This is a genomic window from Streptomyces sp. NPDC014907 (assembly GCF_055562975.1).
The window spans coordinates 1-18391 of sequence record NZ_JBVHEG010000015.1; the positions used below are offsets into that span (position 1 = coordinate 1).

An 18391-nucleotide genomic window follows, 5' to 3' on the forward strand; every position below is an offset into this window, starting at 1 on the left:
ACCGACCACGACCTCGACCGCCACACCACCGGACTGGCCTGGTCCCTCAAGGAACACCTCAACCGCCAGGAATACTGGCCCGAAGCCATCGCGGCACTGCTCCCCGCCCTGGAGGTGGCACGACGCCGCGGCGACCGCGCCGAAGAAGGCCGCTGTCACCGCGCCCTCGGCGGCCTCCACGGCCACCTCGGCCACCAGGAAGAGGCACTGGACCACATGAGGCGTGCCATCAGGGTCTTCGAAGAGATCGACGAGGTCGGTGAACAGGCCCGCTCCCAGCACGGCATGGGGGTCGTGCTGCATCTCTTCGGCCGACTCGGGGACGCGCTGGTTCCCGCCGGGCGGGCACTCGAACTGGCCCGGGCGTCGGGGGACGACGTGTGGACGGCGGAATGCCTCAACGGGCTCGCCTGGCTGCACTCCAGCCTGGGCCGGCCCGAGGTGGGTCTCGTGTACTGCGAGGAGGCCGTCGACCTGTTCCGGCAACTGAACGCGCCGTGGCGGGAGGCGATCTGCTGGGACAGCCTCGGCTACACCCTCCATCTGCTCGGCCGGTACGAGGAGGCGGTGGCCACCTACCGGCGGGCGGCGGAGATGTTCGGCGAGCTGGGGGACCACAGGAACAGCACGGGCACGCTGATGCGGCTGGGCGACATCCGGCTGGCCATGGGCGACCGGGAGGCCGCCCGCACCGAATGGGCCCGCGCCCTCGCCGACGCCGAACGGCACGCCCTGTCCCACAGCGCCCGCGAGATCCGGGACCGGCTCACGGCCCTGGACGCCGGGACCGGAGCCTCGGCGTCGGCATCGCCGCACCCGGTCGGCACCGGGACGGCGAAGGACCGTTCCGGCGCCTGAGCCTCGCCGCCCGGCCGCCGAGGGGGAAGAGCGGGACGGCGGAGCGCGCCGGAACGGCACGGCCCACAACCGGCGTCCGTACGGTTCAACGGGGGACGGGGGCTCCTGGTTCACCGCGGGGCACGGCTTCCTCCGCGTGACGCCGCGGCAGACCGGTCCGCCGGCACCGGACCCGGGCCGGTTTCCCGCGTACCCCTGGCCGGAGGCTCCGCCCGCGCGTCCGCGCGGCGGACGAACTTCGCGGCCGGACGGCCGAAAAGAGCGCCCTCTCCCTCGGACGTCCGCACCGTGACGGTCCGGCGTCCGGGACCGTCCGTCCCCGGTACCGGCGGTGACGGGAAGAGCCGCCGGTACCGGTACGGACCGGGCCGCGGCTACAGGGAGTCGAGGCCGCGCTCGTGGCGGTCGACGGCCTCGCGCACGGCGTTGACGAAGCCGTACCAGTACGCGGGGGCGTCGGGCGCGGTGGAGGAGGCCACGCCGGCGGTCTCCCGGCGCCCGGAGCCGCTGCCGAACGTGCCGAACATCGCCCTCCGCAGTTCGGTGGACATCTCCAGCTGGGCACCGGCTCCGGTGCGGGTGCGGTTGACGATGTTGGCCGGGTCGTCGCCGTTCAGCTCGGCGTCGGCGCCCGCGACGACCACGTCGACACCCAGCGAGGAGGTGAGCCCGTGGCGGTCGAAGGCCCGCGCCAGGTTGCGGATCAGCCGCTGGTCCCGGCCGCCGACGAGTATCCGCTTGGCCGACGGGGCGTCGTCCGGTGTGTAGCCGTGGAGGGAGACCGCGTAGAGGTTGTTGCCGCAGACCGCCAGGGCGGCGGGGTCGTCACAGTGGGTCGAGGTGACGTGGAGGCGCTTGGCGGGGGCGGGAAGGGACGCGGTCAGCGTCTCGAACATCCAGTAGTCGCGCTGCACCGCGCCCGGGGTGCTCGTGTCCGGCTTCGGTTCGGTGCCGGGCTCGGCGCGGTCGTAACCGGCGAGGGTGAGACACAGTTCGGTGGTACCCGCCTCGAGGCCGCCGCCGTGCGGGGCGATGATCGCCGTGCTGCGGACGGGGGCGCTCGTGGGAATGCCGAGCGGGGCGGTCGCCACGGGGTCCTTCGCGTAGTCGTTCAGGGTCCCCGGCGCGCCGCAACGGAAGCGGCGCATCCAGTTGACGCCTTCCGTGTAGGTGTCGCTGCTGTAGAGCGCGGTGTTCGAGGCGAACTCGGTGGATTCGGCCGCGGCGGCGGTGCTGCCGTTCCCCGCGAGGTCACCGACGAGGGGCAGGGTGGCGGCCGCGGCGACGGAGGTCAGGAGGGTGCGTCTGCTGGTGAGGTTCATGAGGTGATCATCTCAATGCGCGGTCCGCTGTCCCCGTCCACCTCCATGTCAGGGGTCCTGGCGCGCGCGTTGCCCCCCCGAGGTCATGGGCCGGTTCCCGGGCCGGGCGGCCGACCTGCGGACGGGCCGGCGGCGGAGTGCGACCCGTCCGTTCCCGCCGGGCACCGTGAAGCCGTCGACGGTGGGGCCGGGGTCAGAGGGGACGCCCGGTGAGGGCGAGGAACTCGGCACGGGAACGGGCGTCGTGGCGGAGCGTGCCGAGGAGGGTGGAGGTGAGGGTGGTGGAGCCGATGGCCCGGACACCGCGCAGGGTCATGCAGGTGTGCTCGGCCTCGATGACGACACCGACGCCCTTGGGGTCGAGGTGGGTCTGCAACCAGTCGGCGACCTGTTTGGTCAGCCGTTCCTGGACCTGGGGGCGGCAGGCGAAGTGTTCGACGACACGGGCCAGTTTGGACAGGCCGAGGATGCGCCGGCCCGGCAGGTACCCGACGTGGGCGGTGCCGACGACGGGCAGCATGTGGTGCTCGCACACCGACCGCACGGGGATCTTGCGCGCCAGCACCAGTTCGTCGTACCCCTCGTCGTTGGGGAAGGTCGTCAGGTCGAAGGGGCGCGGGCTGAACAGTTCGGCGTAGGCACGGGCCATGCGGCCGGGGGTGTCCAGCAGGCTCTCGCCGGTGGTGTCGACGCCGAGGGCGGCGAGGAACTGGGCGGCGGCGCGTTCGGCCCGGACCGGGTCGATGCCGCCGGTGTCGTGGACGACGCGCAGCGGGGCACCGGACGGTGCCGTGGCCCGGGGCGCGGCGGTGGGCGGACGGGCCGGGTCCGCCGCGGAGGTGGTGGCCGGTGTGGTGAGGTCCATGACGTGCTCCTCGGGGCGGGGAGGGTTGCGCGGGCGGGGCGTGCTCAGGAGGGACGGGTGTCCCCGGGTGGTGGGGGAGCGGGCCGGAGGCGGACGCAGCAGTGGCCGGGGGCGGGCTCCGGGCACGCCCGGAGCGTCCGGTCGCCGAGTCCTTCCAGTACGCCGCGGAGCAGATGGAGGTTCATGCCGCACACGGTCCGGGTGTGGTCGCGCGCGAGCGCGTGGAAGGGGCAGTTGCCCAGGACGATGGCGTCGCCGTCGTGGCGCGGTTCGAATCCGTGCTCCTCCAGCAGGTCGAAGACGCTCTCCTGCCTCCGGCCGGCGAGCCGCGCGCCCAGCTCGTGGGCGATCCGGTGCAGGGCGGCCCGCACCGGTTCGCCGGTCGTCTCGGATTCCTCCAGGGCCCGGGCGAGGAGCCGTCCGGCCAGTTCGTAGTGCCGCTCGGGCAGGCTGACGGTCACCTGGGTGTCCGATCGCCTGTAGAGCTTGGCGGGCCGTCCGGCGCCGGGACCGGTGCGTCCGCTGCGCCGTTCGTAGACGACGTCGAGCAGTGATTCCTCGGCCAGGCGGTCCAGGTGGAAGGCCGCGGTCCTGCGGGAAAGGCCGAGGGCCTCGGCGGCTTCGTCGCGGCTGACCGGCCCCGTCCGGCGCACGACGTGGTCGTACAGCCTCCTGCGGGTCGGCTCGTCGAGCGCGGCGACGGCGGAGACGTCCGGGCGGGGTGCTTCTTTCCGGGGGTCCACGCACACCATTGTAAAACCAATGAAGGTTGTTCATAGAAGACGTGGGCCTTTTTCGTCGCCCGTGGTGGTCGTCGGCGGGGGGAGGGGGCGGGAGCCGCGGGCCCCCTTCGCCGGAGTGCGGGGCGCCTGGACCTCCGGGGCGCCTGGACTTCCGGAACGCTTCTTGGATCTTCGTGACCGCTCCTTGAGGACGCCCGCCACCGACGCCACGATGGGCGCCATGACCCTGGAATCAGCCTTCTCCGACACCCGGGCCTGGGTGGTCCCTCCCGACTCGCTGTCGTTCGGCGGCGACGTCCTGACGGCGGAGGCGGGAGCCGGCACGGACGTCTTCGCCGATCCGCTGACGGGTGAGGTCAAGGACGACGCGGCCCACGCCCTCCTGGTCCCCCCGGACGGCGACTGGCAGTTCTCGGCCCGCCTCCGCGTCGGCTTCCGGGCTCCCTGGGACGCCGGCGGCCTGCTCGTCCGGTCCGCACCGGACACATGGGCCAAGCTCACCTTCGAACAGTCGCCCGACGGCCGGCCCGCCGTGTACTCCGTCGTCACGCGGGGGCTCTCGGACGACGCGGTGGGCAGGCCCCTCGACGGCGACGCGGCATGGCTGCGCGTCAGCCGTCTCGGCGACGGGTTCGCCTTCCACACCTCGCTCGACGGCCGCTCCTGGTGCCTGGCGCGCCAGTTCTCCCTGGGGCCCGTGACCGGCCTGCGCGTCGGTGTGGGAGTCCAGTCCCCGGCCGGGCGGGGCTGCGTCGTCCGGTTCGACCGCATGGCGCTGACACCGGTACGTCTGGCGCACCTCTTCGACGGGAGCTGACCGCTGCCCGGCCGGAAGGACCGGGCCGGAAAGGCCGGACCGGAAAGAGCCAGGCCGGCAAGACGAAGGCGGAAAGACGAGACCGGAAAGACCCGGCGGGCGCGGCACCGTGGCCGCGCCCGCCGGGCCCATGGCCGCCGGCGGCTCAGGAACCTCCGGATTCCGGCGCGCGAAAGGTGATCGCCCCGGCGGGGCAGACACCGGCGGCCATGCGCGCGGCCGCGTGATGGGCACCGGGCGGTTCGGCGCGCAGCAGGAGCACGAGACCGTCGTCCGCGTCCTGGTCGAACACCTCGGGGGCCGTCATCACGCACATCCCGGCACCGATGCAGCGTGCGCGGTCGACGCTCAGGCGCGGCGCGCTCACCTCTCGTCCCAGGTGACCGGGAGGCTCTTCACCCCGAAGATGTCCGCGCTCTCCGGACGCAGCACGACCTCCTCGGCCGGTACGGCCAGGCGCAGCGTGGGAAAGCGGTCGACCAGCGCGCGGAACGCGACCCGCATCTCGACGCGCGCCAGCTGCTGCCCCAGGCACTGGTGGACGCCGTGGCTGAAGGCCAGGTGCCCGGTGGCCTGCCTGCGGAGGTCGAGCGCGTGGGGATCGGGGAAGCGGCCGGGGTCGCGGTTGGCGGTGTGGTACGAGAGGACGACGGTCGTGCCGGCCTCGATGGTCACGCCGCCCAGTTCGACGTCCTCCAGCGCCGTCCTGTGGAACGTCTTGGCGACGCTCAGGTAGCGCAGCAGTTCCTCCACGGCCCCGTCGGTGAGGGCGGGATCGGCGCGCAGCGCCGCGAGTTGTTCCGGGTTCCGCAGCAGCGCGAAGGTGCCGAGGGACAGCATGTTCGCCGTGGTGTCGAATCCGGCCGCCAGCAGGACGAGACTGATTCCCTTCAGCTCCTCGTCGGTCAGGTCGCCCTCGGTGAGTTCGCTGAGGATGTCGTCGGTGGGGTGGGCCCGCTTGGCGGCCACCAGCCGCGCGAGGTATTCCTGTGTCGCGGTGTAGGCCGCCATCAGCTCCTCGTCACCGGCCTCCCCGCCCATGAACATGTCGATCTGTTCCTGGAAGGAGGCCCGGTCCTCGTAGGGCACGCCCAGGATCTCGCAGATCACGATGGTGGGGATGGGCTTGGCGAACGCGGTCACCAGGTCCGTCGGCGGCCCGGCCTCCTCCATGGCGTCCAGGCGGTCGGAGGTGATCCGCTCGATCCGCTCGGTGAGCATCCGCATCCGCCGGACGGTGAACTTGCCCACCAGGGGCTTCCGGTAGCGGCTGTGCTCCGGTTCGTCCATGAGGAGGAACTCGCCGGGCGGCGCGGGAGGGAGCTGGAAGTCGACGATGTTCATGAGGTCCTTGCGCGAACTGAACCGCGGGTCGGCCAGGACCGATCGCACCATGTCGTACCCGGTGATCAGCCAGCCGGGCTTTCCGCCGGGGTGGGTGTAGCGGCTGAGGGGACCGTGCCGCCGGGCGTCGATCAGCTCGGCCGGCGGGTCGAAGGGGCAGCCGGTCCGGCGCTCCGCCGGCAGTGCCGTGACGGTGTGGAGGGCTTCACTCATGGTCCGTCCTCGTTTCGCGATATGACGTGTTCGGGAATGAGTGAAAGCTACGTTGCATTCATGGGTTGGTCAACCTTGTAAGTCCCTATTCCCAAGCCGCAGAGGGTGATTGATGCAATGACGCTGAGAATGAATGCAACAGCGCGTTGCAATGAATGAGAGTGAATGTCATGCCTCCGCAGGGGGGAGGGGGAGAGCAGGGAGAGGGAGAGGGAGGTCGGTCCGGGCGGGGCGCCCCGCCCCGGCATGCCGAGGGGCCTCCCGCGGCGATCGCGGAAGGCCCCTCTCGTGCCGGCCGGGGGAGAAGCTCCTCCCGTCCGGCCGGGCGTCGTGGTCCGGTGGCGGACGCGCTGGTGCGCGTCAGCCGTTGACGTACCGGGCGAGGTGTTCGCCGGTGAGGGTGGTGGGAGCGGCGACGAGGTCGGCGGGGGTGCCCTCGAAGACGATCCGGCCGCCGTCGTGACCGGCGCCGGGGCCCAGGTCGACGATCCAGTCGGCGTGGGCCATGACGGCCTGGTGGTGCTCGATCACGATGACCGACTTCCCGGAGTCGACGAGCCGGTCGAGGAGGCCCAGGAGCTGTTCGATGTCGGCGAGGTGGAGACCGGTGGTGGGTTCGTCGAGGACGTAGACGCCGCCGCTGTCGTGCATGCGGGTGGCCAGCTTCAGCCGCTGGCGTTCGCCGCCGGACAGGGTGATGAGGGGCTGGCCGAGGGTGATGTAGCCCAGACCGACGTCGATGAGGCGGCGGAGGATCTTGTGCGCCGCCGGGATGCGCGCCGCGCCGGTGGCGAAGAACTCCTCGGCCTCGGTGACGGGCATGGCGAGGACCTGGCTGATGTCGCGGCCGTCGAGCCGGTGCTCGAGGACGGAGGCGTGGAAACGCTTGCCGTCGCAGTCCTCGCAGGGGCTGGAGACACCGGCCATGATGCCGAGGTCGGTGTAGAGGACGCCCGCGCCGTTGCAGGTGGGGCAGGCGCCCTCGGAGTTGGCGCTGAAGAGGGCCGGCTTGACGCCGTTGGCCTTCGCGAAGGCCTTGCGGACCGGGTCGAGCAGTCCGGTGTACGTGGCGGGGTTGCTGCGGCGCGAGCCGCGGATCGGGCTCTGGTCGATGGAGATGACGTCCCGGCCGGCGGGGATGGACGAGTGGATCAGGGAGCTCTTCCCGGCGCCCGCGACGCCGGTGACGACGGTGAGGATTCCGAGGGGGATGTCGACGTCGACGTCACGGAGGTTGTGCGCGGTGGCGCCGCGGATCTCGAGCGTGCCCGTGGGCTTGCGGACGGTGGGCTTGAGGACGGTGCGGTCGTCGAGGTGGCGTCCCGTGACGGTGCCGGAGGCGCGGAGCTTCTCCAGGGTGCCCTCGAAGCAGATGGTGCCGCCCGCGGTGCCGGCGCCGGGACCGAGGTCGACGACGTGGTCGGCGATGGCGATCGTCTCGGGCCTGTGCTCGACGACGAGGACGGTGTTGCCCTTGTCGCGCAGCCGCAGGAGGAGGTCGTTCATGCGCTGGATGTCGTGGGGGTGCAGGCCGACCGTGGGCTCGTCGAAGATGTAGGTGACGTCGGTGAGGGCGGAGCCGAGGTGGCGGATCATCTTGACGCGCTGCGCCTCGCCACCCGACAGCGTGCCGGAGGGACGGTCGAGGGAGAGGTAGCCGAGGCCGATCTCCACGAAGGAGTCGAGGGTCTGCCGGAGGGCGGCGAGCAGGGGGGCGACGCTCGGTTCGTCGAGGTCGCGCACCCACCGCGCGAGGTCCCGGATCTCCATCGCGCAGGCGTCGGCGATGTTGATCCGCTTGATCCTGGAGGAGCGGGCCGCCTCGCTGAGCCGGGTGCCGTCGCACTCGGGGCAGACGGCGAAGGTCATGGCCCGTTCGACGAACGCGCGGATGTGCGGCTGCAGCGCGTCGAGGTCCTTGGCCAGCATCGACTTGCGGATCTTCGGGATCAGGCCCTCGTAGGTCAGGTTGATGCCGTCGACCTTGATCTTGGTCGGTTCCTTGTGGAGGAGGTCGTCCAGCTCCGCGTCGGTGTACGCGCCGATCGGCTTGTCGGGGTCGAAGAAGCCGCAGCCGGTGAGGATGCGGCCGTACCAGCCGTCCATGTTGTAGCCGGGGACGGTGAGCGCGCCCTCGCTGAGCGACTTCGTGGCGTCGTAGAGCTGGGTGAGGTCGATGTCGGAGACGGAGCCGCGGCCCTCGCACCGGGTGCACATGCCGCCGGTGCGGTTGAAGTCGGCGCTGACGGCCTTCTTGCCGCTGCCCTCGACGGTGATGGAGGCGCTTCCCTTGAGGGAGGCGGTGTTGAAGGAGAACGCGCTCGGCGGCCCGATGTGGGGGTCGCCGAGCCGGCTGAAGAGGATGCGGAGCATGGCGTTGGCGTCGGTGGCGGTGCCGACGGTCGAGCGCGGGTCGGAGCCCATCCGCTGCTGGTCTACGATGATCGCGGTCGTCAGTCCTTCGAGGACGTCGACCTCGGGCCGCGACTGGCTGGGCATGAGGGTCTGCACGAACGAGCTGTAGGTCTCGTTGATCATCCGCTGGGACTCGGCGGCGATCGTGCCGAACACCAGGGAGCTCTTGCCCGAGCCGGAGACGCCGGTGAAGACCGTGAGGCGGCGCTTGGGGATGTCGACGCTGACGTTCTTGAGGTTGTTCTCGCGCGCGCCGTGCACGCGGATCAGGTCGTGGCTGTCGGCGGGGTGCCGCGCGGCCGACGGTGACGGGGTGGTGTGCGTGTACGGGACCATGCTCGTCGTTCTCCAAGGCTGTTGTGCGGCCGAAGTGGCTGTGCGGACGTGTGGTCGTCGCCGGCCCCGCGGGTCCGCTGCCGCGTGGGGGGCCGGCGCCGGTCCGTGACCCGGGCCCGCGGTCCGCCGGACCGCGGGCCCGGGAACGGCCGTCAGCGGCTCAGGTCCCGGAACCTCTTGACCGCCAGGGGGAAGAACACCGCGACGAGGACCAGTGGCCAGAGCACCGCGAGGAGTTCCGCGTGGGTCGCGGCCCAGGAGTCGCCGGTTCCCCCCGGGTTGCCGAACAGGCCGCGTACCGCGGTGGCCGTCGCGGACATCGGGTTCCACTCCACGACCGCGCCCAGCCACGCCGGCATCGACTCGGGCGAGGCGATGGCGTTCGACAGGAAGGCGACCGGCCAGACCAGGATCTGCACCGCCTGCACCATCTCGGGCTTGCCCGCGACCATCGCCAGGTGGATGCCGATCCACAGCATCGCGAAGCGCAGCAGCAGGAGGAGCCCCACCGCGCCCAGGAAGGAGGAGAAGCCCCCGTGCCAGCGCCAGCCGATCGCGTACCCGACCGCGATCATCACGGCCAGGCCGACGACCGACTGCAGCATGTCGGCGACGCTCCGGCCGACCAGGACCGCGCCGGAGTTCATCGGCATCGAGCGGAACCGGTCGATGACCCCCTTGCCGAGGTCCTGGGTGACCGAGAGCATCGTCGCCTCGAGGCCGAAGGCCATGGTCATGGTGAGCATGCCGGGCACCAGGTAGGACGTGAAGTCCCCCTCGACGCCCCGTCCGCCGCCGATCAGGTAGCTGAACATCAGCAGCATCATCACCGGGAAGACCAGCCCGACGACCACCTGCACGGGCTGGCGCGCCCAGTGCGCCAGCTCGCGCCGGGTCATGGTCCAGGAGTCGGCCGCCGCCCAGCTCAGTTTCGAGCCCGTGCCGTGTGCCGTGCTCACGCCGGTCGAGGTCATACCGTGGGTCGCGCTCATGCGGCGTCCTCCTTCGTCAGGTGCATGAAGACCTCGTCGAGGGTCGGGCGGCGCACCGCGATGTCCTCCGCCTCGATGCCGGCCGCCTCCAGGGCCCGCACGGTCTCCGTCAGTGCGGCCATCCGGTTGCTGACCGAGGCGCTGATCATGCGCCGGTCCTCGTCCACCACCGCGTCCCCGGACAGGAGGGAGGCGGCGCGGGTCAGCTGGGCCGTGTCGTGCAGGACCACGTCGATGCGGTCGCCGCCGGTCTTGGTCTTCAGTTCGTCCGCCGTGCCCTCGGCGATGACCTTCCCGTGGTTGATCACCGCGATCTGGTCGGCGAGCTGGTCGGCCTCCTCCAGGTACTGGGTGGTCAGCAGGACGGTCGTGCCGCCGCCCACCAGGGAACGCACCGCGTTCCACACCTCCGTGCGGCCGCGGGGGTCGAGCCCGGTCGTGGGCTCGTCCAGGAAGAGCACCTGCGGCCGGGAGATGAGGGACGCCGCCAGGTCGAGCCGCCGCCGCATGCCGCCGCTGTACTGCTTGACGGCCTTGGTGCCGGTCTCGGAGAGCCCGAACTGCTCCAGGAGCTCGTCGGCCCGCGTGCCGGCGCGGCGCGCGCCGAGGCGGTAGAGGCGGCCGAACATCTCCAGGTTCTGACGGCCGCTGAGCTCCTCGTCGACGGCGGCGTTCTGGCCGAGCAGCCCGATCCGTGAGCGCACCTCGTCGGCCCGGGTCCTCACGTCGATGCCCGCCACCTCGACGCGCCCCTCGTCGTGGCGCAGCAGCGTCGACATGATGCGCACGGCCGTGGTCTTGCCGGCGCCGTTGGGACCGAGGATTCCCTGGACGGTCCCGGCCCGGACCGTGAGGTCGAGACCGTCGAGGGCCTGCTTGTCCCTGTACTTCTTCCGCAGACCTTCGACGACGATCGCCAGATCGCAGTCAGACAAAACACCCTCCTTCGTGGCAGTGGTAAAACTTGTCTAGTGCCCTCACCGTAGGGCACTCGAGGCGGTTGGTCAAATTTGATTAGCGAGGAAGGCGCGGGGGTTTCGCGGTCCTCCGGGGGCGGGCAGGGGTAGCCTAGTCAAAATTAACTAGAAGGGGGACGCGCATGTCAGCGATCCGGCTCCTGGTTCTCGGCGCGGTCCGTCAGCACGGACGGGTGCACGGTTACCAGGTACGCAACGACCTGGAGTTCTGGGGCGCCCACGAGTGGTCCAACGCCAAGCCGGGCTCGATCTACCACGCGCTCAAGCAGATGACGAAGCAGGGACTCCTCGTCGCCCACGAGGTCGCGCCGAGCACCGCCGGCGGCCCGCCCCGCGTCGAGTACGAGATCAACGACAAGGGGAACGAGGAGTACTTCGCACTCCTGCGCGAGGCCCTGGGCTCGCACCGGCAGAAGGCCGACGTCCTCTCGGCCGGCATCGGCTTCATCGTCGACCTGCCGCGCGCCGAGGGCGTCGAACTCCTCAGGAAGCGGGTCGTGGGGCTCGAACGGTGGCGGTCCGCGGTCACCGAGTACTACCTGCCGGAGGCCGGGTTCGAACAGCTCGGGCACATCGGCGAGATCATGAACATGTGGGTGCACTCGGCCGACTGCGGCGCGGAATGGACGCGCGGTCTGATCAAGCGCATCGAGGACGGCGCGTACACGTTCGCGGGGGAGGGGGACCCCTTCGTGGGCGTGCTCGCCGAGGACCAGCCGAACCCGTTCGCGACGGGACCGCACCCGGAGGACCACCGGTAGGGCGCGTCCCGGAAGCGCCGGGCGCGCCCGCCCGCCGGCGGTGGCGACCGGTACGGCGGCCTCGTCCCGTTGTCGCACCCCCTCGGTACGCTCGGCCCATGAGCGTCTCCCTCTACTACCGCGCGAGCCGTCCCGCACCGCTGACGGCGGCCGAGGCGTCCGCCGTCGCACGCCTCGTCGCCGTCCGGTCCTCCTCCTTCCCGTACCGGGACGAGGAAGGCCTCCACCTGTACGAGAACGGTGGCGGCGGGCCGGACGAGATCGTCGCCGGGGCCACCAAGATGCCGCTCGACCCCGACCGCGCGGTGCCGGTGATCGTCCATCTGCTGGACTCGGTGACCGGGCTGCGCCGTGCCCTGCCGGGCGCGGAGTGGCACGTGCACATGGACGACCTCGACGTCCCGTGGGACGAGGCGGAGGGTTACGCCCTGCCCGGCATGCGCGACGCGGACCCCACGGCCGGACCCGGCAGCGCCTGAACGCACCGCCCGCGACGGACCCCGGCCGCGGCCGGGGTCCGGGCGGTTCTCCCGCGCCGTCCGGCCGCCGGGCGCGACGACGGAGCCCCCGGGGCTCCCGGTCAGCCGGCGGTGCCGAGGTCCTCCCGTGTCCCGGCCGTCTCCAGAGCCTCGGCGTAGACCGCGGCGCCCCGGCTCGCGGAGAGGTCGAGCGAGGCGAGGATGGAGGGGAACACCACGCTGGGCAGCACGTGCCGCATCATCGCGGAGACCCGCTCGGCCAGATCGCGGTACTCGCAGACGGCGTGGGACATGGACTGGATGCCGGCGAACGCGCCCACGATGACGTCGGCCGTCTCGGCGGGCGCGGCATGGGGGAGCAGCTCGCCCCGCACCTGTGCCTCCCGCAGCAGTCCGCGGACGATCCCGGCCCAGCGCAGGAACGGACCGCTGCGATCGGTGTCCTCCACCGCCTGATCCGTCGTCAGCCGGACGCCGGCGCGGACCATCGGGTCGGTTTGCAGGCGGTGGGCGTGCAACATCACGACGTCCATGGTCTCCTGCACCTTGGAGACGCGGGGCGGGACCGTGATCCGCCGGTCCTGCTCGGCCAGCACGGCCTGGGCCAGGTCCACCTTCGACATGAAGTGGAAGTACAGGGCGCCCTTCGTCGTCCGCGCCTCCCTGAGGATCTGGGAGATCGTGGCCGCCTGGTACCCGTGTTCCTCGAAGATCTTGGCCGCCGCCGACAGGATCGTCTGACGCGTACGGATGGCCCGGACCTGCTCGGCCATTCTTCCTCCCCCCTCGAAGTCGTCGGGCGCCGGGGATTCCGAAGAGACCGCCCAGTCCGTACCCTACGGCGGACGGCCGATCCCGCTCCTCCACGAACGGGGAAAGAGCAGGTCAAGAAGGGATCTCCTGATTCCCTTCTTCGGCGCCGCCGGAGCCGCCGCGAGGAGCGGTCCAGCGCGGTCCGAGCCGTTCGCGAGCGGGCCGCCCGAACGTGCCTCCGGCGGGCCGGCCCGCCCCCGGCCACCCGGAACCCGGTTCCGGCCGCCCCGGAAGACGTTGCCCCGTCCGACCGATAGAAACAGCATGGACGGTTTGTTAAGCTCCCCCGCGAGAGGGCGCACCACGGCGGAGCCAGCGGCCGTGGCGGTGAGGGGCGCCCACGCGTGCCCGGTCCCGGGCTCTCCTCGTGAAGCGCCGTAGTCAACTCTCTGGCCTCCCCTTCGGCGGGCACGGCAATCCCCCTGCAGTGACGGAGCGGTCGATGGTCAAACAGGAGCGCGCGATGCGCACGCGCGAAACCCTGATCCGGTCCGCGGCGGAGGTCTTTGGCCGGGAGGGCTTCTCCAGGGCCTCGCTCACCGCGATCAGTTCGCACGCCGGGGTCAGCAGCGGGGCGCTGCACTTCCACTTCGAGAACAAGGCCGCCCTGGCCGATGTCGTCGAGGCGGAGGCGCTGGCAAGGCTGTTGGCCGTCATCCGTACCGACCTCCCGGCCGGCAGGAGTCACGTCCAGCTCCTCGTCGACGTCACCCACCGCCTCGCCGGCGAGTTGCGCAGCGACGTCGTGCTGCGGACGGGCTTCGCCCTCGGCGGCGAGCCGTCCCGTCCGGCGCCGATCGGTCTGCGGGAGCACTGGCGGCACTGGGTCGAGGAGGAGCTGGAACGCGCCGAGGCGAAGGGCGAGTTGCGCACGGAGGTGACGGCGCGGGACGTGCTGACCGCCGTGGTGGCCACCATGGCGGGACTCGAAGTGCTCGGCGTGCGGGACGCGATGTGGCTCTCGGCGGCGACCGTGAGCCAGGTCTGGCGCCTGCTGCTTCCCGCCGTCGCGCCGGCCGCCCTCCTCGCGGACCTCGAAGCCGACGGAACCCGCTCCCGGTAGGACCCGCCGGACCGGCCCCGGTGCCCCGCACGCGCGGGGCGCCGGGGCTTTCGCGCGCGGACGCGCCACGAAGGAGACCTCAGGGTCTGTTTTCGGCCCACTGGGAGGCCCGGGGGGAGGCGGGAGAGCGCTTTCGCGATGGCGAACGATCGCGCGGGGCCCCCAAATGCCCAGGTGAGAAAGGCAGTTGAGAGTCTGTCAGGTCGATCGGGAGGGGTGGACGGAGCGGTCTGTTTTGCGTTGACAAAACCGTCGGCCCTGTTTTTTACTGAGTCGCCATCCATGGACAGGGAGTAGGCGTGGACATCGAACTACTGGGCACTCTGGCGGTTCGGGAGCAAGGGCGCTCCATCACGCCTACCGCTCCCAAACCGCGACAGGTACTGGCGCTGCTGGCCCTTCACGCCGACCGGGTCGTCCCGGTCTCGGCCCTGGCGGAAGAACTGTGGGCGGGCGCGCCGCCGCGCAGCGCCCGCACGACGATCCAGACGTACGTGCTGCAGCTGCGGACCCTCATATCGGCGGCCCTGGAGCAGGGCGACGGCAGGGGAGGCCGCACCGGCCCGTGCACCGCCAAGGACGTGCTGGTCACGCTGCCCGGCGGCTACCTCCTGGACACCGGCGGCGGCACCAGCGACGTCCGCGAGTTCGACCGGCTCGTCGCCGGCGGCTCCCGTGCCATGGATGCGAGCGACTTCCCCGACGCCGCCCGCCTGCTGCGCGAGGCGCTGGCCCTGTGGTCGGGGCCTGCCTTCGCCGACGTTCCCGGCGGCGCCCAGCTGGACATGGAGGCGCGGCGGCTGGAGGAGACCCGGCTGTGCGCCCTCGACCGGCGCATCGAGGCCGACCTGCGGATGGGACGCCACCGGGAGCTGCTGGCGGAGCTGACCGTACTGGCCGGCCGGTACCGCACCCACGAGAACCTGCACGGCCAGTTCATGCTGGCCCTGTACCGCTCGGGCCGCCGGGGCGAGGCCCTCGACGTCTACCAGCGGCTGCACCAGACCCTGGTGCGCGAACTCGGGCTCGAACCCTCGGCCGTGCTGCGCAGGCTGCGGCGCTCGATCCTCATGGCCGGCCCCGACGCCCCCGCCGGGACGGCGGACCCCCGCGGCGAACGGCTCGTCCGCGCCGGCTGAGACGCCGCCTCCCCCGGCCCGGGGAGACCGCACGATCCCGGGAACCCGGCGCCCGCCCGGGCCCGGCCGGAAAGAACGGCGGACACGAGCCGTGTCCCGCCCCCCCCCGCCGAAGCGCCCTCGTGCGGCCCGTCCGGCCGCGAGGTTCCGCACGGCGCGGTGAAGAAGCTCCGGAGCGGGCCCCGGCGGAGACCCCCGATCGGCATCCGGCACGGCACCCCGCCACACCGCCCGGACGATCCGCGCGGGTCCCGCACGTGAAACCCTCCGCATCGCCCGGACGATCCGCGCGGGGCGCACCTGAAACCCCCTCCACCGCGCGGCCCTGCCTCCGGGCGTACGGGCCCGGGGAGATCCGTACGCCGGACGCCACGGGCGGGCGGTGAACCCTTCGGAACGTTTCCCGGCGTTTCGTACACCCCGCGCCCCGGTTTCGTTCCCGCCCTCCGCTTCCGCCCCCGGCTTCCGGCCCGCGACCGTGCCGAAAACGCCCTCTTGACCATCCCGTCGCGCCCTGTCGGGGGTGGGGCCGCCGCCGGGACGTCCCGCCGCATTCCTGTCCGCGCCATGGATTCCCGGAGGATCGCGCCACCGCGTCCGGAATCCGCCGGGACGGAAAGCACCGCCCACCGGAATACCACTTGAGCGCATCTCGAGCGGCATTCTGCGGAACGCGACCGTTCCGCGAATCCGTCAGGTCCGGCAGCCGGTCCCGGAGAAAGTCCGGAATCCCGGCCGGAAACGGAAGGTGCTTTTCTCTTCGTGTGCGATCGGCAGCGTCAATTCGGCCTGCGGACGGCTGGATCTCCCTCCCCGTTCATCCTGCCGGCTCCACGCGGCCCGAGGTCGTCGGAGGAATGGAGGGAGGCGGCGTCGCCGGGCGGGGCCGCACCGTCACCGACCCCGCCCACCCGCCCCCGCCGGGCCCCTCCCGCCTCCCGGATGAACTGTCCGGCTTCCCCCTTCCGGAGCGGGCTCCCCCCCCGTGCCCCAGGTGTCCGGGGCCCGTCGGTGACCGCGTTCCGGACCCCGGCCGAAAACCGCTGGAGAAACGCCGGACGCCCGCGGAAGGAACGCCGGACCCCGCGTCACCGACCCTCGCCCGAGGCCTTCTTGACGCCGGGCGGAAAACGTGAATGCGACAGCCGGGGAAAGCGCGGAGACATCTTTGTTGGAGACGCACTCGACAGGCACTCAAGAAATTGTTGACGGCGCCCAGGGCCCCGCTACTCTGCCTCAGTCGAAGGCTCTACCGATGTGAACTCGACAAGCAGCTGGGAGACCGTGATGATTCAGGTTCTTGGTCCGTTGAACGCCGAGATCAACGGGGGATCGATTGTTCCGACGGCCGGCAAACCACGCCAGATCCTGGCGTTGCTCGCGCTCTACCCGGGCCGGGTGATGCCCGTGCCCACCCTGATGGAGGAGGTCTGGGGCACCGAACTGCCGCAGAGCGCGCTCACCACGCTGCAGACCTACATACTGCAGCTGCGCCGCAGGCTCGGCACGGCCATGGGCCCGGGCAACCCGGGCGGCGCCAAGGAGATGCTCGCCACCCGGCACGGCGGCTACCTGCTCCAGATCGCCCCGGAGAGCGTGGACGTCCACGCGTACGACCGGCTGGTCGCCGAGGGCCAGAGCGCCTTCGACGTGGGCGAGGACGAACGGGCCGCCGCCCTGCTGCGGCGGGCGCTCGGGCTCTGGAAGGGCCCGGCCCTGGTCGACGTGCGGGTGGGCCCGATCCTGGAGATCGACGTCATGCGGCTGGAGGAGAGCCGGCTGGTGACCGTGGAACGGCGCATCGACGTCGACCTGCGGCTGGGCCGGCACACCGAGATCCTCGCCGAACTCACCGAACTGATCGCCCGTCACCCGCAGCACGAGAGCCTGCACTCGCAGGCGATGGTGGCGCTCTACCGCTCCGGCCGCCAGGCCACCGCGCTGGACATCTACCGGAGGCTGCGGGTGCGCCTCATCGAGGACCTCGGTGTCGAACCCTCCCCGCAGCTCCAGCGCCTCCACCAGGCGATGCTCGCGGTGGACCCGGCACTGGACGTGGTCGCGGGCCCCCGGAGGGGCTCCACCTTCGACCTGTACGCGGCCTGAGCGCCCGCCCGCCGGGCCGCCGGCACGACCGCGACGACGGGGCTTCCGGACGGCGCGCCGGGCGCCCCGCGCACACCGACCGACCACGCCGGGAGAGACGGCGCAGCAGGAAGGGCCGGGCATGGCAGAGAAGAACGGGGTGCGGCTGGTGTGCTTCGCGCACGCGGGAGCCGGCACCTCGGCGTTCCACCGCTGGAGCACCCTGCTGGGCGCCGCGGCCGCCCCCGAGCCGCGGCAGCTGCCCGGCCGGGGCGCACGGCACCGGGAGCCCCGGGTGACCACCCGGGGGGACCTCCTCGCCGATCTGCGCGACCTGTTCGCGGGACAACCGCCCGGACCGTACGTCCTGTACGGGCACAGCCTGGGCGGTCTGATCGCCTACACCCTCACCCGCGCCCTGCACGCGGCAGGTCTGCCGCTGCCGGCGCTGCTGGCCGTCGGCGCCTGCCCGTCGCCCGGCGAACCGAGCGGACTGATCTCCTCCGCCGAAGTCCCCGACCACGAACTGACGGGACTGCTGCGGACGTTCGGGGCGATACCCGAGGACGCCGTCCCCGGCGACCCGTGGCACCGTCTCGTCCTGCCGGTGCTCCGCGACGACCTGAGACTCGCCGCCGACCTGCGCGCCGCCGCCCGGGACCCCGCCACCGGCGGGCCGGTTCCGGTGCCCCTGCTGGCCGTCGGCGGCAGCGAGGACGCACTGGTGCCCGCCGGGACGATGCGCGGCTGGAGCGCCTGGACCGACGGCCGCTTCGTCCACCGCACCCTGCCGGGCGGCCACTTCTTCGTCCGCGACGGCGCACTTCCCCGGCTGCTCGGCCGGGCCTGCCGGGTCGTGGACCGGGCGGGGGCAACCGACGGGACGGGTGGTGGGACGGATGGCGACCGGTCACGGCCCGGCCCGCCGTGAGGACGGCGCCCCCGCGCGGGCGTGCCCGGCCCTCACGCGGGGTCGGAACGCTCCCCGACGTGAACGGCGCCCCCGCGCGGGCGTGCCCGGCCCTCCGCCGCGCGGAACGGGCGAGACCGGCGGGGGAGGAGCCCGGCCGGTCCGGCCCGCCGGGCGGACCCGCGTCGCCGGGTGCCCGGTCGCGGTCCAGGGCCGTTCGAGGGGTTCTCCGGCCGTTCCGGTGAACCTCGGGGCAGGC

Annotated in this window: 17 protein-coding genes; 8 read left to right on the plus strand and 9 right to left on the minus strand. The window is 72.2% G+C overall.

The window, feature by feature from the left end:
* Positions 1-858: tetratricopeptide repeat protein (locus ACZ3IL_RS27120; RefSeq protein ID WP_467394427.1), on the plus strand; the 858-nt coding region annotated here is incomplete at its 5' end.
* Between the two features lie 374 nt (positions 859-1232).
* Here ACZ3IL_RS27120 and ACZ3IL_RS27125 read toward each other — a convergent pair.
* From ACZ3IL_RS27125 to ACZ3IL_RS27135, 3 genes are all read right to left on the minus strand, one after another.
* Positions 1233-2180 carry a poly-gamma-glutamate hydrolase family protein gene (locus tag ACZ3IL_RS27125; RefSeq protein ID WP_467394429.1) on the minus strand — a complete coding sequence of 316 codons (948 nt, stop codon included), beginning with the start codon at positions 2178-2180 and terminating at the stop codon, positions 1233-1235.
* Positions 2181-2373: 193 nt separating this feature from the next.
* Positions 2374-3045, minus strand: a complete 672-nt coding sequence (gene folE, locus ACZ3IL_RS27130; protein ID WP_467394431.1) for a GTP cyclohydrolase I FolE — start codon at positions 3043-3045, stop codon at positions 2374-2376.
* A gap of 44 nt (positions 3046-3089) precedes the next feature.
* The gene (locus ACZ3IL_RS27135; RefSeq protein WP_467394637.1) at positions 3090-3794 is read right to left on the minus strand and encodes a helix-turn-helix transcriptional regulator; all 705 of its coding nucleotides are present in this window, start codon (positions 3792-3794) and stop codon (positions 3090-3092) included.
* A 214-nt stretch (positions 3795-4008) separates the two neighbouring features.
* On the opposite strand from ACZ3IL_RS27135, the gene ACZ3IL_RS27140 reads away from it, so the two are divergent.
* Positions 4009-4605, plus strand: coding sequence for a DUF1349 domain-containing protein (locus tag ACZ3IL_RS27140; RefSeq protein WP_467394433.1), 597 nt, complete (start codon positions 4009-4011; stop codon positions 4603-4605).
* A 145-nt stretch (positions 4606-4750) separates the two neighbouring features.
* Here ACZ3IL_RS27140 and ACZ3IL_RS27145 read toward each other — a convergent pair whose 3' ends face one another.
* The 5 genes from ACZ3IL_RS27145 to ACZ3IL_RS27165 all read right to left on the minus strand — a co-directional run bounded on the left by ACZ3IL_RS27145 (position 4751) and on the right by ACZ3IL_RS27165 (position 10840).
* Positions 4751-4972, minus strand: coding sequence for a ferredoxin (locus ACZ3IL_RS27145; RefSeq protein ID WP_467394435.1), 222 nt, complete (start codon positions 4970-4972; stop codon positions 4751-4753).
* A complete protein-coding gene (locus tag ACZ3IL_RS27150) occupies positions 4969-6162 on the minus strand; it encodes a cytochrome P450 (RefSeq protein WP_467394437.1) in 1194 nt (397 codons plus the stop codon). Before ACZ3IL_RS27150 ends, ACZ3IL_RS27145 begins: the two co-directional genes overlap by 4 nt.
* A 360-nt stretch (positions 6163-6522) precedes the next feature.
* Positions 6523-8913: an excinuclease ABC subunit UvrA gene (locus ACZ3IL_RS27155; RefSeq protein WP_467394439.1), complete on the minus strand. Its 2391-nt coding sequence runs from the start codon at positions 8911-8913 to the stop codon at positions 6523-6525.
* Positions 8914-9065: 152 nt separating this feature from the next.
* On the minus strand, positions 9066-9887 hold the full coding sequence (locus ACZ3IL_RS27160; protein ID WP_467394639.1) for an ABC transporter permease: 822 nt from the start codon (positions 9885-9887) through the stop codon (positions 9066-9068).
* A 14-nt stretch (positions 9888-9901) separates the two neighbouring features.
* Positions 9902-10840 carry an ATP-binding cassette domain-containing protein gene (locus ACZ3IL_RS27165; protein ID WP_467394441.1) on the minus strand — a complete coding sequence of 313 codons (939 nt, stop codon included), beginning with the start codon at positions 10838-10840 and terminating at the stop codon, positions 9902-9904.
* A gap of 164 nt (positions 10841-11004) precedes the next feature.
* Here ACZ3IL_RS27165 and ACZ3IL_RS27170 point away from each other — a divergent pair, with 164 nt between their 5' ends.
* Both ACZ3IL_RS27170 and ACZ3IL_RS27175 read left to right on the plus strand, forming a co-directional pair.
* The gene (locus ACZ3IL_RS27170) at positions 11005-11643 is read left to right on the plus strand and encodes a PadR family transcriptional regulator (protein WP_467394443.1); all 639 of its coding nucleotides are present in this window, start codon (positions 11005-11007) and stop codon (positions 11641-11643) included.
* A gap of 98 nt (positions 11644-11741) precedes the next feature.
* Positions 11742-12122: a hypothetical protein gene (locus tag ACZ3IL_RS27175; protein WP_467394445.1), complete on the plus strand. Its 381-nt coding sequence runs from the start codon at positions 11742-11744 to the stop codon at positions 12120-12122.
* Between the two features lie 101 nt (positions 12123-12223).
* Here ACZ3IL_RS27175 and ACZ3IL_RS27180 read toward each other — a convergent pair whose 3' ends face one another.
* Complete coding sequence (locus ACZ3IL_RS27180; protein ID WP_467394447.1) at positions 12224-12895, minus strand: ScbR family autoregulator-binding transcription factor; 672 nt, start codon at positions 12893-12895, stop codon at positions 12224-12226.
* A gap of 503 nt (positions 12896-13398) precedes the next feature.
* On the opposite strand from ACZ3IL_RS27180, the gene ACZ3IL_RS27185 reads away from it, so the two are divergent.
* From ACZ3IL_RS27185 to ACZ3IL_RS27200, 4 genes are all read left to right on the plus strand, one after another.
* Positions 13399-13998 (plus strand): ScbR family autoregulator-binding transcription factor, encoded by a 600-nt coding sequence (locus ACZ3IL_RS27185; protein WP_467394449.1) that lies wholly within the window; start codon positions 13399-13401, stop codon positions 13996-13998.
* 299 nt (positions 13999-14297) lie between these two features.
* On the plus strand, positions 14298-15137 hold the full coding sequence (locus ACZ3IL_RS27190; protein ID WP_467394451.1) for an AfsR/SARP family transcriptional regulator: 840 nt from the start codon (positions 14298-14300) through the stop codon (positions 15135-15137).
* Between the two features lie 1284 nt (positions 15138-16421).
* Positions 16422-17243 (plus strand): AfsR/SARP family transcriptional regulator, encoded by an 822-nt coding sequence (locus tag ACZ3IL_RS27195; RefSeq protein ID WP_467394641.1) that lies wholly within the window; start codon positions 16422-16424, stop codon positions 17241-17243.
* A gap of 121 nt (positions 17244-17364) precedes the next feature.
* Complete coding sequence (locus ACZ3IL_RS27200) at positions 17365-18153, plus strand: thioesterase II family protein (protein WP_467394453.1); 789 nt, start codon at positions 17365-17367, stop codon at positions 18151-18153.
* The last annotated feature ends 238 nt before the right edge of the window (positions 18154-18391 follow it).

Coding starts and splice junctions, on each gene's coding strand:
- ACZ3IL_RS27125 (WP_467394429.1), bottom strand. CDS start 2,180: ATGAACCTCACCAGCAGACGCACCCTCCTGACCTCCGTCGCCGCGGCC.
- folE (WP_467394431.1), bottom strand. CDS start 3,045: ATGGACCTCACCACACCGGCCACCACCTCCGCGGCGGACCCGGCCCGT.
- ACZ3IL_RS27140 (WP_467394433.1), top strand. CDS start 4,009: ATGACCCTGGAATCAGCCTTCTCCGACACCCGGGCCTGGGTGGTCCCT.
- ACZ3IL_RS27150 (WP_467394437.1), bottom strand. CDS start 6,162: ATGAGTGAAGCCCTCCACACCGTCACGGCACTGCCGGCGGAGCGCCGG.
- ACZ3IL_RS27155 (WP_467394439.1), bottom strand. CDS start 8,913: ATGGTCCCGTACACGCACACCACCCCGTCACCGTCGGCCGCGCGGCAC.
- ACZ3IL_RS27160 (WP_467394639.1), bottom strand. CDS start 9,887: ATGACCTCGACCGGCGTGAGCACGGCACACGGCACGGGCTCGAAACTG.
- ACZ3IL_RS27170 (WP_467394443.1), top strand. CDS start 11,005: ATGTCAGCGATCCGGCTCCTGGTTCTCGGCGCGGTCCGTCAGCACGGA.
- ACZ3IL_RS27175 (WP_467394445.1), top strand. CDS start 11,742: ATGAGCGTCTCCCTCTACTACCGCGCGAGCCGTCCCGCACCGCTGACG.
- ACZ3IL_RS27180 (WP_467394447.1), bottom strand. CDS start 12,895: ATGGCCGAGCAGGTCCGGGCCATCCGTACGCGTCAGACGATCCTGTCG.
- ACZ3IL_RS27185 (WP_467394449.1), top strand. CDS start 13,399: ATGCGCACGCGCGAAACCCTGATCCGGTCCGCGGCGGAGGTCTTTGGC.
- ACZ3IL_RS27200 (WP_467394453.1), top strand. CDS start 17,365: ATGGCAGAGAAGAACGGGGTGCGGCTGGTGTGCTTCGCGCACGCGGGA.